The organism is Plantactinospora sp. B5E13 (assembly GCF_039871775.1).
GTDB lineage: Bacteria > Actinomycetota > Actinomycetes > Mycobacteriales > Micromonosporaceae > Plantactinospora.
In genome coordinates, this window is record NZ_JBDPLT010000043.1 from 1 (window position 1) to 16177 (window position 16177).

Genomic DNA, 16177 nt, shown 5'->3' on the forward strand with positions numbered 1-16177 from the left:
GGGGGGGGGGGGGGGGGGGGGGGGGGGGGGGGGGGGGGGGGGGGGGGGGGGGGGGGGGGGGGGGGGGGGGGGGGGCGTGCTCTCGGGCGGCGACGCCGGGGTCAACCAGCCGGTCGGCCGGTCGCGCGGCTGTTCGCCGGTACCGGTGTCCGCCCCGGCAGCCGCCGGTGAGACCGGACGGGCCGGGCCGGTGGGTTCGGTCGGGTAGGCCGGTGCCGGGCGCGGTGGTTCGGCCGGACGTGGTGGTTCGGCTGGCCGGGCGGGACCGGTGGCGGTCGGGCGGGCCGGGTCGGCCGGCGGGACCGACCAGGTCGGTTCCAGCGGCGGAGTCGGCCGGGGCGGTTGCCCGGCGCGGGCCGGGTCGACGGGACGGGCCTCCACCGGCCGGGACTGTTCGACCTTGCGGACCGGTTCGACCGGCCGACCCGGCTCGATCCGCCGGATCGGCTCGACCGGCCGTGGCGGGTCGGCCGCGCGAGGCGGCTCGGTGGGACGGGGCGGCTCGGTGGGACGGGGCGGCTCGGTGGGACGGGACTGCCCGGTGGGTGCGGGTATCCGCCCGCTTGGGACCGGGCCGGGCGCGAGCGGCTCCCGCCGACCGGCCAGCTCGTCGGGCTCCGCCGGACGCGGCGCGTTCCGTTCGGCACCCGGAGCGGGGATCCGATCCGGGCGGTTCGGTTCGGCCCGACGGCTCGGTGGCGGGACGTCGGCTCCCGGACGGTCGTACCCGAGTGGGCCCGGCCGTCCCGACCGCTCGACCGGCGGCATCGGGCCGGAACGGGCGGCCTGGTCCGGTGCGGTCCGCGGATCACGCCCGGGCGGTCGACCCGACCCGAGGTCCGGGAAACGGCGGCTTTCCCGGGGCGGCTCCTGACCGGGCACCGGGCCACGTGGCGCCGACCAGCCGGGGGTCGGTGGCGTCCCGGATCCGGGACGGCGGCCCGGCGGCGGCGGTGTGAAGTCCGAGCCGGTCCGGTCCGGCCTGGCCGGCGGTGGGATTCGACCGGGCGGTGGCTCGTGGGCCGGGCCACGCGAGGCGGTGCCGCCCGGGCGAGGGCCCCAACCGTCGGCGCGGTCCGGACCGGGCGGTCCGTCGAACGCCGCCGGCGCATGGGGTACGCCCCGACCACCCACACCGGGTCGACCGCGGCCGTCGGCCGGTCCGGGGCGGCGGTCGGCGGGGCCCGGTCGCCGGTCGGGCAGCGGCTGGGTCTCGTCCGACGGTGGCCCGGTCAGCCACCGTCCCCGCCGCTCCGGCGGAAGCCGGTCGGGGACCTCGGACGGCCCGGAGCGGGCCGCCCGGGGGCGTTCGTCCGGGTGGGGAGCACGCTCCGGCCGACCCCGTGGACGGTCGAAGCCGTCGACAGGCTCGCCACGACGCCCGGGCTCGACGCCACCGGGTGTCCGTCGCTCGTCCCGGCCGATCGGCACCGGCCCGTCGGCGCGGTGGTCGACCGGTGGGCGGCTCCGACCGTTCGACGGCCGGTCCCAGTCCGGGGCGTCGTCCCAGCCGTCCGGGTCGTCGCGCCAACCGTCCGGGCCGTCGTACCAGCCTTCCTGGGTGTCGTGGCGGCGGCTCGTCGAACCGGGCCGGCCGGTGGTGCCCCGGCCCTCGCCCAACCGGCCGTCCCGGTTCGGCGGCCCGTCCGGGCGCTGCGGCGGATAACTGTCGGAAGGCGTACCCGGGTGCCCACCCGGCGGTGGCACGCTCGCCCGGCCGGTCGGGACCGGGGCGCGCCCGCTCGGCCGGGGCGGCCGACGCCGCTGGTGCCCGATGTCCCCCGGATAGCGCTGCCCGGGGAACTGCGGACGCCACTCGGCGGTCGGTTCGACCACCCAGGACGGTTCGGCGGGCTCACCCCACCGATTGGGGTACCGCTCGCTCATGCCGCCACCTCGCTGCGCTCGGCGTCGTCATGAGCTGTGGTGCTGAGTTGGCTGATTCGCTCGCTGCGCTCGCTCATGGCGCCACCTCGCTGCGCTCGGCGTCGTCATGAGCTGTGGTGCTGAGTTGGCTGATTCGCTCGCTGCGCTCGCTCATGGCGCCACCTCGCTGCGCTCGGCGTCGTCATGAGCTGTCGGGTGGACCGCGGTGTCGACGTGGCGAGTCGCGCGCGACGCGGCCGGGTAGGCCGGCTCGCGTCGCTTACTCACGGGGTCACCTCGTCGTAAATCCTCGCTGGGCAGCCGGGTGCACCGGGTAAAGTCACCCGGCCCGAGGCAGCATGGTCGCGGAAGGAGGGTAACGGCGTGGGCTCAGTCACCGCCACTGTGCCACCACCCATCAGCCGAAACATCACGCCATGGTTCCGGACATTTACTGCCATAACCGGATCGGGGTTTCGTCGGTACTCTACCTACCGGCAAGCTACTCTTGCCGGCGCCTTCACCAACACCGTCTTCGGCTTTCTCCGGTGCTACGTGTTGCTCGCCGTCGCGGGCGGTGCCGGCGGGGTCGCGGCGGGCTACACCCCGGCCCAGTTGGCCACCTTCGTCTGGGTCGGACAGGGCCTGCTCGCCGTGGTGCTCCTCTGGGGATGGACCGATCTGGCGGACCGGATCCGGACCGGCGAGGTCGCCAGCGACCTGCTCCGCCCGGTCCACCCGGTGGTCAGTTACCTCGCCGTCGACCTGGGGCGGGCCGGGTACGCCCTACTGACCCGCTTCCTGCCGCCGGTGCTGGCCGGGCTGGTCTTCTTCGACCTCGCGTTGCCGACCCGGTGGCCGACCCTGCCGCTCGCCGTACTCTCGGTGCTTCTCGCGGTGGTGATCTGCTTCGGCTGCCGGTACCTGGTCAACGCGACGGCGTACTGGCTGCACGACGTACGGGGGCCGATGATCCTGTGGACGCTCGGTTCCGGAGTGTTGGCCGGCCTCTACTTCCCGCTACGCTTCCTGCCGGACTGGGTGACCGTGCCGCTCTGGCTGGCGACTCCGTTTCCCAGCCTGCTCCAGACACCGCTGGACGTGATCGTCGAGCGGGATCCGCAGCCGGTCCAGGTGGGCCTGGTCGCCGTGCAGCTGGTCTGGGCGGGACTGATCCTGTTGACCTGCCGGACCGTGCAGCGCCGGGCGGAGCGGCGGCTGGTGGTGCAGGGTGGCTGAGCGGGCCGGGGCGCCCTCGGCCTACCTGGCGCTGCTGCGCGGGCAGGCCCGCTCACAGGCGTCCTACCGTACGTCGTTCCTCGTCGACCTGGTCGGAAACGTCGGGGCCACGGTCTTCGACGTGGTCACCGTCCTGGTGCTGTTCCGGGTCACCGGGACGCTGGGCGGCTTCGACCGGACGGAGGCGATGATCATGGTTGGTCTCTCCTCGGCGGCCTTCGCCACCGCCGACCTGACCGTGGGCAACATCGAGCGGGTCCGGCAGTACGTCCGGACCGGCCTGCTGGACGCCGTACTCGTCCGGCCACTCGGTGCGCTGCCGCAACTGTTGCTGATGGACCTGCCGCTACGGAAGACCCTCCGGGCGTTGTTCGGTGTCGCCGTGCTGACCGTCGCGGTGGCGAGCGCCGGCATCGACTGGACCCCGGCCCGGGTCGCACTCCTGGTGGCCGCTCCGCTGGCCGGGGCGGTTTTCTTCGGCGCGATCTTCGTCGCCACCGCCAGCCTGGCCTTCTGGTGGATCGACTCCGGCGAGGTCGGCTCGGCCTTCACCTACGGGGGAAGGGACTTCACCATGTACCCGATGACTGTCTACGGTGGCTGGTTCCGAGCCGTTTTCACGTACGCGCTGGGGTTCGGTTTCGTGGCCTACTACCCGGCGCTGGCGCTGCTCGGCCGGACCGACCCGCTCGGTCTGCCGAACTGGGTGGGGTGGGCGGCGCCCGGCGTCGCGGTGCCGGCGGCGATCCTCGCCGGCCTGGTCTGGCGGACCGGCCTGCGGCGGTACGGAAGCGCCGGCTCATGACCGTGACCCCGCCGGCCGACCCGGTGATCGCGCTGCGTGACCTGCGCAAGGACTTCGTGGTACGGGTCCGGGCCGGGCGTTTCCGGCGCACCCGACGGATGGTGACCGCGGTCGACGGGATCGACCTGACCGTCCGGCGCGGTGAGATGGTCGGCTACATCGGACCGAACGGCGCCGGCAAGTCCACCACGCTGAAGATGCTGACCGGGGTGTTGACGCCCTCGTCCGGCGAGGTACGGGTATGCGGGCTGGCGCCGGTGGCCCAACGGACCCGGCTGGCGTTGCGGATCGGGGTCGTCTTCGGGCAGCGTTCACAACTCTGGTGGGATCTGCCGCTGCGGGACTCGTTCGACCTGCTCCGGCACATCTACCGGGTGCCGGCCGACGCGCACGCCGCCCGGCTGCGGCGCTGCCGCGACCTGCTCGACCTCGACGGTTTCCTCGACCTTCCGGTACGTCAGCTCTCCCTCGGCCAACGGATGCGGGGTGAACTGACCGCCGCGCTGCTGCACGGGCCGGAGGTGCTCTTCCTCGACGAGCCGACGATCGGGCTCGACGTGGTCAGCAGGCAGGCGGTCCGGGGCTTCCTCGCCGAACTCGGCCGGGCCGGTGACACCACGCTGGTGCTGACCACGCACGATCTCGCCGACATCGAACGGCTCTGTCGCCGGCTGGTGGTGATCGACCACGGTCGGGTGGTGCACGACGGTTCGATCGAGGCGCTGCACGCCCGCTACGGCTCCCGTCGGCAGGTGGTGGCGGACCTGGACGAGCCGATGGCGACGCCGCCGACGGTGGACGGCGCCCCGCTGGTGCGGACCGAGGCCGACGGGCGGCGGCTGGTCTTCGCGTGCGAGTCGGCGACCGCCTCCGAGGTGGTGGCCCGGCTCGCCGGCCAGGTCGCGCTCCGGGACATCGCCATCGTCGAGCCGGACATCGAGGACGTGGTCGCCCGGCTCTACCGGGAGGCGGTCGACGGCGCTCCCCTGGTGGCCGCGAATCCGGGCTGAGCTCCGCTCACCCGGCCCGCCCGACCGCCGTCGGTCGGCTCAGACCTTGTCGCCGAGGTTGACCCGGGGGGCGGGAGCGCGCATCCGGCGGAAGGTGATCGACCGCATGATCGCGTAGAGGTAGAGCGAGCCCATCCGCTGGTCGGTCTTGGGGAACCGTTGCCGGACCAGCTTCTTGATCTTTCGGGAGATCAGTACCGAGTCGATCACCAGGGCGATGGCCAGCGCACCCCAGAGCAGGTTGGAAACGAGCCGGACCACCGGCGGCATGGTGTTCGCCGAACCGATCAGCACGACCAGGGCGCCACCGAAGAACCAGGTGCCGACGGTACGGCGGGAGTCGACCACGTCCCGGGCCAGGCCACGTTCCGGGGCCCGGTCGCGGGGGCCACCCTCGCGCCGGAACTCGGCCGCGGCCTCGGCCCGCAGCTGCCGCCGCCGCTCCCGCTGCTCCTCCTTGCTGAGCGACTTGACGTCGACGGCGGGACGGCGCGCCGCGGTCGGCCGCTTCGGGGTCTCCTTCCCCAGCTCCTTCTTGCTGGGGGTGTAACCCTTGGGACGGTTGGCGGGCGTCTCGGGCGTCACCTCGGTGACGGCATCCTCGACGAGGTCGGCGGGCTTGCGGCGAAAGAGCGACGGCACGGGGTGAAGGGTAGCCAACCGGGGACGGCTCCCGCACCTCGCGGTACACCACCGCCCGACGGGACCGGCCCCCTCGCCACGCGACGGTGACGGAGGGGGCCGGCGGTGACCTACGTGACGGGTGTTACGGCCGCTCGACGTGCGCGCCGAGCGCGGAGAGCTTCGCCTCGAAGTCCTCGTAGCCCCGGTTGATCAGGTCCACCCCGTAGACCCGGGAGGTGCCCTCGGCGGCCAGTGCGGCGATCAGGTGGCTGAAACCGGCCCGCAGGTCCGGGATCACCAGGTCGGCGGCGTGCAGCTTGGCCGGACCGGCGATCACCGCCGAGTGCTTGAAGTTCCGCCGGCCGAACCGGCAGGGGGTGCCACCGAGGCAGTCCCGGTAGACCTGGATGGTCGCGCCCATCTTGTTCAGCGCCTCGGTGTAGCCGAGCCGCTGTTCGTACACCGTCTCGTGCACGATCGACAGGCCCCGGGCCTGGGTCAACGCCACCACCAGTGGCTGCTGCCAGTCGGTCATGAAACCCGGGTGTACGTCGGTCTCCAGCGCCACCGCCCGCAGCTCCTCGCCCGGGTGCCAGAACCGGATACCGCCCTCCTGACCCGGCTGACCCAGCCGCGGCGGCCGGGTGTCGGTGACCTCGTACGCCCCGCCGACCGAACGGAACACGTTCAGGAAGGTCATCATGTCGGCCTGCTCGGCGCCGAGCACCTCGACCCGACCCCCGGTGGCCAGCGCGGCGGCGGCCCAGCTCGCCGCCTCGATCCGGTCCGGGATCGGCCGGTGGGTGTAGCCGCTCAGCCGTGCCACGCCCTGGATCTCGATCACCCGGTCGGTGTGCACCTTGATGATCGCGCCCATCTTCTGCAGGACGCAGATCAGGTCGATGATCTCCGGCTCCACCGCCGCGTTGCGCAGCTCGGTGACCCCCTCGGCCAGCACCGCCGTCAGCAGCACCTGCTCGGTCGCGCCGACACTCGGGTACGGCAGCTCGAACTTCGTGCCGTGCAGCCCGGTCGGCGCGGTGAGGTGCATGCCCTCGGGGGTCTTGTCCACCACCGCACCGAACTGGCGCAGCGCCTGGATGTGGAAGTCGATCGGCCGGGGCCCGATGTGGCAGCCACCCAGATCCGGGATGAACGCGTGACCGAGCCGGTGCAGCAGCGGTCCGCAGAACAGGATCGGGATCCGGCTCGAACCCGCGTGCACGTTGATCTCGTCGGTGCTCGCGCTCTCCACGTTCGCCGGGTCGAAGACCAGCTCGCCGTCCTCGGCGCCGTCGCTGACCTTGACGCCGTGCAGCTCGAGCAGGCCCCGGACCACCTCGACGTCGCGGATCCGCGGCACGTCGAAGAGGCGGCTCGGACTGTCGCCGAGCAGGGCGGCGACCATCGCCTTGGAGACGAGATTCTTGGCGCCACGCACCCGGATCTGCCCGTTCAGGGGCGTACCTCCGTGTACGACCAGGACGTCGTCGGTCAACGCAACCTCCAGCGGGTCGATGCTGCTCTACGTCGAGCTGCCAGCGAGGGTGGGCCATCCGGTCAACACCGCCGTCGCGGCGCATGGCCGTACCGGCCCGGCAGGGCCCTGTCGCGGCATGGGTCTGTCGCGGCCCCGGCAGCATAGCGCTCGGTCACGAAGACGGCAGCGGTCACGGCGTACGGATGGCACGAAACGGGGACGGAGGCAGGAAACCGTACCCCGAATGTCACCGTGGGTAGTGGATCGGTCAGGGAAGCGCGAGCATCTGGTCCAGCGCCACCCGGGCGTGGTGCGCGGTGTCCGGATCGACGGTGATCTGGTTCGGCACCCGGCCGGCGACGAGTTCCTCCAGGGCCCAGACCAGGTGGGGCAGGTCGATCCGGTTCATCGTCGAGCAGTAGCAGACGGTCCGGTCCAGGAACATGATCTGCTTGTCCGGGTGGGCGTTGGCGAGCCGGCGTACCAGGTTGAGCTCGGTGCCGACCGCCCACGCGCTGCCGGCCGGCGCCGCCTCGATGGTCCGGATGATGTACTCGGTCGAGCCGACGTGGTCGGCGGCGGTCACGACGTCGTGGCGGCACTCCGGGTGGACCAGCACGTTCACCCCGGGCACCCGGGCCCGTACCTCGTCCACGCTGCTCCTGGTGAAGCGCCCGTGCACCGAGCAGTGCCCGCGCCACAGGATCATCTTCGCCTCGCGCAGCTGCTCGGCGGTCAGCCCACCACCCGGCTTGTGCGGGTCGTAGAGCACACAGTCGTCGAGGTCGAAGCCCATCTCCAGCACCGCCGTGTTCCGACCCAGGTGCTGGTCGGGCAGGAAGAGCACCCGCTGGCCGCGCTCGAACGCCCACCGCAGCGCCCGCTCGGCGTTCGACGAGGTGCAGACCACCCCGCGATTGCGGCCGACGAAACCCTTGATGTCCGCCGACGAGTTCATGTACGTCACCGGCACCGTCGAGTCGGCGACGCCCAGCTCCGCCAACGTCTCCCAGGCCGCCTCGACCTGCGACAGCACCGCCATGTCCGCCATCGAGCAGCCGGCGGCCAGGTCCGGCAGGACCACCCGCTGCGCGTCGGTGGTGAGGATGTCCGCACTCTCGGCCATGAAGTGCACGCCACAGAAGACGATGTACTCGGCGTCCGGCCGGGCCGCCGCCTCCCGGGCGAGCTTGAACGAGTCGCCGGTCACGTCGGCGAACTGGATCACCTCGTCCCGCTGGTAGTGGTGACCGAGGACAAACACCCGGTCACCCAGCGCCGCCTTCGCCGCCGCGGCCCGGGCGACCAGGTTCGGGTCACTGGGCGGGGGAAGCTCCCCCGGACAGTCCACGCCGCGCTCGCTGGACGGGTCGGCACCCCGGCCCAGGAGCAGCAGGGCGGTCGCGGTGCTGGACGGCTCTACCCACGTCGAAGTCACGATCTCCATGTTTCCACAGCGGGGCCCGCTTTCCGCCCGTACGGATGTGGGCTGCCACACTTGCCGACCATGCGGATCCTGATCTGTCCGGACAAGTTCGCCGGCACCCTCTCCGCCCCCGAGGTGGCCGCCGCGATCCTCGACGGGTGGCGGGAGGGCGCGCCGACGGACGAGATCGAGGTCCGGCCACTCGCCGACGGCGGACCCGGGTTCGTCGAGGTGCTCGCCGCCGCCGTACCCGGCCGCCGGGTGCCGGTGTCGACCGTCGACCCGCTCGGCCGCCCGGTCGACGGGGAGATCCTGGTCACCGCCGACGGCGGTACGGCGTACCTGGAGAGCGCCCAGGCGTGCGGCCTGCACCTGCTGGCCCTGGACGAGCGGGACCCGAAACGGACCACCTCGTACGGCCTCGGCGCGCTGGTCGCGACCGCCGCCGAGTGCGGGGTGCGGCGGGTGGTGATCGGGCTGGGCGGCTCGGCGGTCAACGACGGGGGAGCGGGGCTGCTGGCCGCGCTGAACGCCGTACCGGTCGACTCCGCCGGGATGGCCCTCCCGTACGGCGGCGCGGCGCTGGCCGCCGTCGCGGGACTGGCCGGTCGGCCGCAGACCCGGGGCGTGGAACTGGTCGCCGCCACCGACGTGGACAACCCGCTGACCGGGCTGACCGGCGCCTCGAACGTCTTCGGGCCGCAGAAGGGCGCCTCCCGGGAGGACGTGCTGCTGCTCGACGCCGCCCTGGAACGCTTCGCCGAGGTGCTGGAGCGGGATCTTCCAGGCTGTCCGGCCGGGCTGGCCCAACTGCCCGGCGCCGGCGCGGCCGGCGGGCTCGGCGCGGCGGTGCTGGCGCTCGGCGGGCGGTGTGCGTCCGGTATCGACCTGGTCACCCGGTTGACCGGTCTGGAGGCCGCGCTCGAGCAGGCCGACCTGGTGATCACCGGGGAGGGCTCGTTCGACCACCAGTCACTGCGCGGCAAGGTGGTGGCCGGGGTGGCGGCGGCGGCCCGGGACCGTGGCCTGCCCTGCGTGGTGGTCGCCGGCAGGGTCAGCGCCGGGCGTCGGGAGGCGGCCTCGGTCGGGGTGACCGAGACCCACAGCCTGGTCGAGCACTTCGGCGGCGAGCCGCACGGCGGCGTCGAACGGGCGATGAGCCGACCGGCGGAGGGGCTGCGGGCGATCGCCGCCCGGCTGGCCCGCCAGTGGAGCCGAGGGTGACCCGCCAGTGGAGCCGAGGGTGAGGAGGGGCCCTTCCTGTCGCTTTCTTTCGTCCAGGAAGGGCCCCTCCTGACCCCACGCCCGCTCAGCGGGTCCGGCGGGCGGTGGTGGCGGTGAGCGCCGTGACGAGCAGCCCGAGCAGGGCGACCCCGGTGACCAGGCCGAGCGCCGGATAGAACGAGTCGGGTACCCGGCCGGGCGCCGCCTGGTCGGTGGCGAGGATCGCGGTCACTCCGGCGAGCACGATCGCCCCGCCGATCTGGAACGCGGTCTGCACCAGTCCGGAGGCCAGACCCTGCTCGTGGTCGGCGACTCCGGCGGTGGCCTGGATGTTCAGCGACGGGAAGGCGAGGGCGAAGCCGAGGCCGACCAGCAGCATGGTGGGCAGGATCACGCCCAGGTAGCGCGGTTCGCCGTCGATCCGGAGGAAGAGCAGGTACGCGGCGACGAAGGCGAGGAAGCCGGCCGCCACCACCCGGGCGGTGCCGAACCGGTTGACCAGTGCCCCGACCCGTGGCCCGCCGAACGCCACCACCAGCCCGCCGGGCAGGAAGGCGAGCGCCATCTCCAGCGGGGACCACTGGAGCACGATCTGGGTGTAGAGCGTGCCGATGAACTGGAACCCGATGTAGGAGCCGGTCACCGCCAGCGCGGCGAGGTTGGCGCCGACCAGACTCCGCCGGCCCAGCACGCCGAGCGGGACCAGCGGGTGGGCCACCCGCCGCTCGATCACGACGAAGGCCGCGAGCAGGGCGGCGACCAGGGCGAAGGTGCCGAGCGTACGGGCCGAGAGCCAGCCGGCCGCCGGGGCGGAGACGACGGCGTACACCAGGAGCAGCAGGGCGCCGGTCGAGGTGGCGGCACCACCGAGGTCGTAGCCGCCGACGGGTCGCCGGTGACGTTCGGCCGGGATGAGTCGGCTGCCGGCGACCAGTACCGCGAGCGCGATCGGGGCGGGCAGCAGGAAGGTCCAGCGCCAGCCGGCCTCGGTGAGCAGCCCGCCGAAGACCAGGCCGAGGGAGAAGCCACTGGCGCCGCAGGCGGTGTAGAAGCTGAGCGCGCGGTTGCGGGCCGGCCCCTCGGGGAAGGTCGTGGTGATGATGGAGAGCCCGGCCGGGGCGGTGAAGGCGGCGGCCACGCCCTTGGCGAACCGGGTGGCGATGAGCAGGTTCGGGTCGTCGACCAGCCCGCCGAGCAGCGAGGCGACGCCGAAGACAGCGATCGCCCAGAGGAAGACCCGGCGTCGGCCGAGCAGGTCGGCGGTACGCCCACCGAGCAGCAGCAGGCCGCCGTACCCGAGGACGTAGCCGCTGACGATCCACTGCAGGGCCGAGTTGGACAGGCCCAGGTCCGCCTGGATCGAGGGGAGGGCCACGCCGACCATCGAGACGTCGAGCCCGTCGAGGAAGAGCGCGCCGCAGAGCACGATCAACGCGCCCCAGAGTCGGGCGGTCATCCGGGGACCGGCCGGGGCGTCGTACGTCGGGGCGGCGGCCCCTGGTCGGGGCGTTGCTGGATCGGTGACCGGTGGAGCGGAAAAAGCCATGCCGGCGAACTTACGTGCACGTGCATCTAATGTGCAAGCAACTAATGCTCGTGCAGCTATTTCCTGTGCATGTGGTAACATCCCGACCGTGTCCGAGGACCAGGTGCTCGCCACCGCCTGGCGGGAGTTGGCGAGCTGCTACGCGGCGACGTCCTGCGCGCTGGAGCGCGGCCTGCAGGAGCGACACGGGCTGGGCATGAGCGAGTTCGAGGTGATCGACCGGCTGGCCGACGTACCGGAGCAGAAGCTCCGGATGCAGGAGCTGGCCGAGGGGGTCCATCTCAGCCAGAGCGCGCTCAGTCGGGCGGTGGCCCGACTCGAACGCGACGGACTCGTCTGCCGGGCCCTGTGCGAGCAGGACCGGCGTGGGGTGTACGTCACGTTGACCGAGGCGGGTCGACAGCGGCATGCCGAGGCCCGGCCGACCCAGCGGGCGGTGCTGGCGGAGAGTCTCCGGCCGGTGGGCCTGACCACACCCGCCTAGTTGTCCGAGGCCGGGTGACCTGCCTCGCACCCGCCTACAATCAAAGAGAACCCGGAACGGGAATCATCGGCCATCCGACTAGCGTTGGCCTCTACGGACAATCATCGCACCGCGCAGGGGAGATTTTCACGTGACAACGCCAGCGCAGACCGAGTCGACCGCGGCAACCGCCCCGAGCACCGTCGTCCTCACCGACGTCGCGGCGCAGAAGGTGAAGGCCCTGATCGAGCAGGAGGGGCGGGACGACCTCCGGCTGCGGGTCGCCGTGCAGCCGGGCGGCTGCTCCGGCCTGCGTTACCAGCTCTTCTTCGACGAGCGTTCGCTCGACGGTGACATCGTCAACGACTTCGGCGGGGTCGAGGTTGTCGTCGACCGGATGAGCGCGCCCTACCTGACCGGTGCGACCATCGACTTCGCGGACCGGATCGACGCCCAGGGCTTCACCATCGACAACCCGAACGCGCAGAACTCCTGCGCGTGCGGCGACTCGTTCCACTGATCGGCGCCCGCACACCACAGCACCAACAGTTCTGCCCCAGCGGGCCGCCCCGCGCGGGTGACACGACGGACAGCCCCGTCACGTCACCGGCGTACGGGCGGCCCGTTGTCCGTGCCGGCGGCGGCACCCCGGGGCGGACGCCTTCGGCGTGCCGGACGGCAACCAGCGGTGATCTCCAGACCACGACGTGGTGACATGCCGGTGGCCGGAAGCCGATCGACCGGGGGCGTGGGGGAAACCGGACCGGTAGGCTGACCCGGCCGCGGTTCCATCTCCCGATCCTGAGGGCCGACATGAAGATCGCCGTTACCGGCTCGATCGCGACCGACCACCTGATGAGCTTTCCAGGTCGGTTCGCGGATCAGTTCATCGCCGACCAGTTGCACAAGGTCTCACTCTCCTTCCTCGTCGACGAGCTGGTGCTCCGGCGCGGCGGGGTGGCCGCCAACATCGCGTTCGGCATGGCCCAGCTCGGGCTGAGCCCCGTACTGCTCGGTGCCGTCGGCGCCGACTTCGACGACTACCGTTCGTGGCTGGAGCGGCACGGCGTCGACTGCGACTCGGTGCACGTCAGCGAGGTCGCGCACACCGCCCGGTTCGTCTGCACCACGGACACCGAGATGTGCCAGATCGCCTCCTTCTACGCCGGCGCGATGAGTGAGGCCCGCAACATCGAACTCGCCCCGGTCGCGAACCGGATCGGTGGGCTCGACCTCGTCCTGGTCAGCGCCAACGACCCGGCCGCGATGCTGCGACACTCCGAGGAGTGCCGCCAGCGCGGGTACGCCTTCGCCGCCGACCCGTCCCAGCAGCTCGCCCGGATGGACGGCAGCGACGTGATCGGCCTGATCGACGGTGCGGACTACCTGCTGACCAACGACTACGAGAAGTCCCTGCTGCAGAGCAAGGCCGGCCTGACCGACGAGCAGCTGCTGGACCGGGTCAAGATCCGGGTGACCACGCTCGGCAAGGACGGCGTCGAGATCGCCGGCCGGGACATCACCCCGTTCCGGGTACCGATCGCCCGCGAGCTGCACATCGCCGACCCGACCGGGGTCGGCGACGGGTTCCGGGCCGGCTTCTTCGCCGCCATCTCCTGGGGACTCGGCCTGGAACGGGCCGCCCAGGTCGGCTCGCTGCTCGCCACCCTGGTCCTGGAGACGGTCGGCACCCAGGAGTACGAGGTCCGTTCCGACCTGTTCGTGAAGCGCCTCGCCGAGTCGTACGGCGACGAGGCCGCCGAGGAGGTCCGGCCGTACCTCGGGTGACCGCGCGGGTGGTGGCGCGCCGGTCCGCGGTTCAGTGGACCCGGCGGACGTCGTAGGCCGGTGCGCCGTCCACCGTCGAGGCGCCGACGAACTCCTGCCCACGCATCCGGCACCAGGCCGGAATGTCGATCGCCGCCGCCGGGTCGTCGGCGAGTACCCGCAGGACCGTGCCGACCGGCAGCTCGGGCAGCCGCCGGGCCGCCGCGATCACCGGCAGCGGACAGCGCTTGCCGAGGCAGTCGATGACCTCGTCCGGGTTGTCCGCCGGCGCCGACTCGTCCACCCGGCGATTCTCCGTTGTCGGGTGCCGGGTCGCCAAACGCCACCCCGGACCGCCAGCGCCGGGTCGGGTCGCCGCAGGAGGCGGCGGCCCGACGGCTTCCCGGTCTGCCGGTCGACGGTCGGGCTACAGACCGACCGCACCGGCCTCGGCCCGCAGGTCGGCGACGATGCCCGGCAGCTCGGTCAGGAACCTCTCCACCTCGGCCGCGGTGCTGTCCCGGTGCAGGGAGATCCGGACGTTGCCGTGGGAGAGCACACCCATCGCCTCCAGCACGTGCGACGGACGCAGCGTCGAGGAGGTGCAGGAGGAGCCCGAGGAGACGGCGAAGCCCCGCCGGTCCAGGGCGTGCAGCAGCGCCTCGCCGTCGACGTACAGGCACGAGAAGGTGACCAGGTGGGGGAGCCGGTCGACGGGGTCACCGACCACCTCCACGTCGGGCACCGTGTCGGCCACGACGGCCCGGATCCGGTCCACCAGCGGGGCGAGCCGGGCGGCCTCGGCGGCGGCCTCGGCGTCCACCGCCCGCAACGCGGCCGCCGCCGCGACGACCGCCGGCAGGTTCGGCATCCCGGGGGTACGGCCCGACTCCCGGTCGTCCGCCGGATACGGCGACTCCCACCGGGTGCCCTTGCGCACCACCAGGAGCCCGACGCCGGGTGGCCCACCCCACTTGTGTGCGCTGGCCGACAGGATCGACCAGCCCGCCGGCACCGGTACCCGGCCGACCGACTGCGCGGCGTCGACGTGGAGCGGCACCCCGGCCGTGGCGCAGGACCGGGCCGCCTCGGCGACCGGCTGGGTGGTGCCCACCTCGTGACTGGCACTGATCAGCGCGGCCAGCGCCACCCCGGGTGCGGTGACCGCCGCCGACCAGGCGTCGAGGTCGAGTCGACCCGACCGGTCCACCGGCACCGGGGCGGCCATCCCGCCCTGGGCCACGTGCCGTTCCGCGGCGTGCAGCACCGCGGAGTGTTCGATCGCCGAGTGCACCAGGGTGTTTCCGGCCCGCCGACGCCCGGCCAGACCGCCCAGTACGGCGGCGTGCGCGGCGGCCGTACCGCTGGGGGTGAAGGAGAGCTCGTCGGGGCGTACCCGGAGCACCTCGGCGGTCGCCGCCCGCGCCGCGTCGAGCAGCTGGCGGGCCCGGCGGGCCTGCGTGTAGAGCTTCGCCGGATCCGCCCAACCGTCCTCCAGAGCCGCCAGCATCGCCTGGCGGGCTACCGGGTGTAACGGTGCGGCGGCCGCCGCGTCGAAGTACGCCGGAGGCACGTTCACCAGGGAACGGTAACCCGGGGTGCGGATCAGGCAAGATCCCCCGGCGGAGTGGGGACGCGGACCCCAAGGCCGTCCAGCCGTCGCAGGTCGAGTAATCTGCGACCGTCGGTGACGCCTTTGCCGCCGGTGTCGACAAAGCGGACAGCGAGCGGCGCGCTAGGGAGGCAGGACCAGGTGGTCGCAAGGGGTTCGGAGGTACCGCCGTCGGTCGTACGGCAGAGCAGTCCCCGGGGTTCCCGGGGACACGGCCAGCGTCGCTCGCTGGGCCGGCTGGCCGGGCTCGGAGCCGGCGGTGCCGTGCTGCTCGCCATGCTGACCGGCTGTGACGTCGGACAGACGTTCGACGGTTTCGGCTGGCCCCAGGGTGGCATCAGCCCGGAGGCCCACCGGATGTACGACCTGTGGATCGCGTCGGTGATCGCCGCGCTCGCGGTCGGCGTCTTCGTCTGGGGTCTGATCTTCTGGTGCATCATCCGCTACCGGAAGCGGGGCGAGGCGCTGCCGGTGCAGACCCGGTTCAACATGCCGATGGAGTTCCTCTACACCATCGCGCCGATCCTGGTCGTCTCCGTGCTCTTCTACTACACGGCGATCGTCCAGACCGGGGTCAACAAGGTCACGGACGACCCCGACGTCACCGTCGAGGTGGTCGGCTTCAAGTGGAACTGGCAGTTCAACTACCGGGACCGGCCGGGCGAGGACGCGACCACGGTCGCCTCGACGCTGGGCACCACCGAGGTGATCCCGATCCTGGTCCTGCCGACCGGGCGGAGCATCCGGATCGAGGAGACCAGCCGGGACGTCATCCACTCGTTCTGGGTGCCGGAGCTGCTCTTCAAGCGCGACGTCTTCCCGGGCAACGTCCGTAACGTCTTCCAGATCAGCAGCCTCGACCAGGAGGGTGCGTTCGTCGGCCGCTGCGCCGAACTGTGCGGCACGTACCACTCGATGATGAACTTCGAGCTGCGGGTGGTGTCGCCGGACGAGTACGACCGGTTCATCGCCGCGAAGCGGGCCGGGCAGTCGACGCAGGACGCGTTGACCTCGATCGGCGAGGCTCCGCTGGCGACGACGACCAAGCCGTTCGACACCCGGCGCGACGTCAACAACTTCGGTAACGCGAGCGCCGCGGGCGCGGGAAGCTGAGG

At 72.6% G+C, this 16177-nt stretch carries 14 protein-coding genes; 8 read left to right on the forward strand and 6 right to left on the reverse strand.

The window, feature by feature from the left end:
• The first annotated feature begins 2250 nt into the window (after positions 1-2250).
• From ABGB05_RS28485 to ABGB05_RS28495, 3 genes are read left to right on the forward strand one after another with little or no spacing between them, the layout of a single operon-like run.
• A complete protein-coding gene (locus ABGB05_RS28485; protein WP_347656998.1) occupies positions 2251-3105 on the forward strand; it encodes an ABC-2 family transporter protein in 855 nt (284 codons plus the stop codon).
• Positions 3098-3910 carry an ABC-2 family transporter protein gene (locus ABGB05_RS28490; protein ID WP_347656999.1) on the forward strand — a complete coding sequence of 271 codons (813 nt, stop codon included), beginning with the start codon at positions 3098-3100 and terminating at the stop codon, positions 3908-3910. Before ABGB05_RS28485 ends, ABGB05_RS28490 begins: the two co-directional genes overlap by 8 nt.
• On the forward strand, positions 3907-4920 hold the full coding sequence (locus tag ABGB05_RS28495) for an ATP-binding cassette domain-containing protein (RefSeq protein ID WP_347657000.1): 1014 nt from the start codon (positions 3907-3909) through the stop codon (positions 4918-4920). Before ABGB05_RS28490 ends, ABGB05_RS28495 begins: the two co-directional genes overlap by 4 nt.
• A gap of 39 nt (positions 4921-4959) precedes the next feature.
• Here the strand turns inward: ABGB05_RS28495 and ABGB05_RS28500 are convergent, their stop codons facing one another.
• From ABGB05_RS28500 to nadA, 3 genes are all read right to left on the reverse strand, one after another.
• Entirely contained in the window at positions 4960-5562 is a 603-nt protein-coding gene (locus tag ABGB05_RS28500) for a DUF3043 domain-containing protein (RefSeq protein ID WP_347657001.1), read from the reverse strand.
• Between the two features lie 124 nt (positions 5563-5686).
• Positions 5687-7042 (reverse strand): UDP-N-acetylglucosamine 1-carboxyvinyltransferase, encoded by a 1356-nt coding sequence (gene murA / locus ABGB05_RS28505; RefSeq protein WP_347657002.1) that lies wholly within the window; start codon positions 7040-7042, stop codon positions 5687-5689.
• Between the two features lie 250 nt (positions 7043-7292).
• The gene (nadA, locus tag ABGB05_RS28510; protein WP_347657003.1) at positions 7293-8462 is read right to left on the reverse strand and encodes a quinolinate synthase NadA; all 1170 of its coding nucleotides are present in this window, start codon (positions 8460-8462) and stop codon (positions 7293-7295) included.
• A 69-nt stretch (positions 8463-8531) separates the two neighbouring features.
• Here nadA and ABGB05_RS28515 point away from each other — a divergent pair, with 69 nt between their 5' ends.
• A complete protein-coding gene (locus ABGB05_RS28515; RefSeq protein ID WP_347657004.1) occupies positions 8532-9674 on the forward strand; it encodes a glycerate kinase in 1143 nt (380 codons plus the stop codon).
• Between the two features lie 85 nt (positions 9675-9759).
• On the opposite strand, the gene ABGB05_RS28520 is transcribed toward ABGB05_RS28515, so the two are convergent.
• A complete protein-coding gene (locus tag ABGB05_RS28520) occupies positions 9760-11220 on the reverse strand; it encodes an MFS transporter (protein ID WP_347657005.1) in 1461 nt (486 codons plus the stop codon).
• Between the two features lie 88 nt (positions 11221-11308).
• Here ABGB05_RS28520 and ABGB05_RS28525 point away from each other — a divergent pair, with 88 nt between their 5' ends.
• The 3 genes from ABGB05_RS28525 to ABGB05_RS28535 all read left to right on the forward strand — a co-directional run bounded on the left by ABGB05_RS28525 (position 11309) and on the right by ABGB05_RS28535 (position 13471).
• Positions 11309-11704: a MarR family transcriptional regulator gene (locus ABGB05_RS28525; RefSeq protein ID WP_347657006.1), complete on the forward strand. Its 396-nt coding sequence runs from the start codon at positions 11309-11311 to the stop codon at positions 11702-11704.
• A gap of 130 nt (positions 11705-11834) precedes the next feature.
• A complete protein-coding gene (gene erpA, locus ABGB05_RS28530) occupies positions 11835-12203 on the forward strand; it encodes an iron-sulfur cluster insertion protein ErpA (protein ID WP_347657007.1) in 369 nt (122 codons plus the stop codon).
• A gap of 293 nt (positions 12204-12496) precedes the next feature.
• Complete coding sequence (locus ABGB05_RS28535) at positions 12497-13471, forward strand: carbohydrate kinase family protein (RefSeq protein ID WP_347657008.1); 975 nt, start codon at positions 12497-12499, stop codon at positions 13469-13471.
• 31 nt (positions 13472-13502) lie between these two features.
• Here ABGB05_RS28535 and ABGB05_RS28540 read toward each other — a convergent pair whose 3' ends face one another.
• Together ABGB05_RS28540 and ABGB05_RS28545 are read right to left on the reverse strand one after the other, a co-directional pair.
• On the reverse strand, positions 13503-13754 hold the full coding sequence (locus ABGB05_RS28540) for a sulfurtransferase TusA family protein (RefSeq protein ID WP_347657009.1): 252 nt from the start codon (positions 13752-13754) through the stop codon (positions 13503-13505).
• 123 nt (positions 13755-13877) lie between these two features.
• Positions 13878-15029: an aminotransferase class V-fold PLP-dependent enzyme gene (locus tag ABGB05_RS28545; protein ID WP_347657010.1), complete on the reverse strand. Its 1152-nt coding sequence runs from the start codon at positions 15027-15029 to the stop codon at positions 13878-13880.
• A gap of 174 nt (positions 15030-15203) precedes the next feature.
• Between ABGB05_RS28545 and coxB the strand changes: the two genes are divergently transcribed.
• Positions 15204-16175 (forward strand): cytochrome c oxidase subunit II, encoded by a 972-nt coding sequence (gene coxB, locus ABGB05_RS28550; RefSeq protein WP_347657011.1) that lies wholly within the window; start codon positions 15204-15206, stop codon positions 16173-16175.
• The last annotated feature ends 2 nt before the right edge of the window (positions 16176-16177 follow it).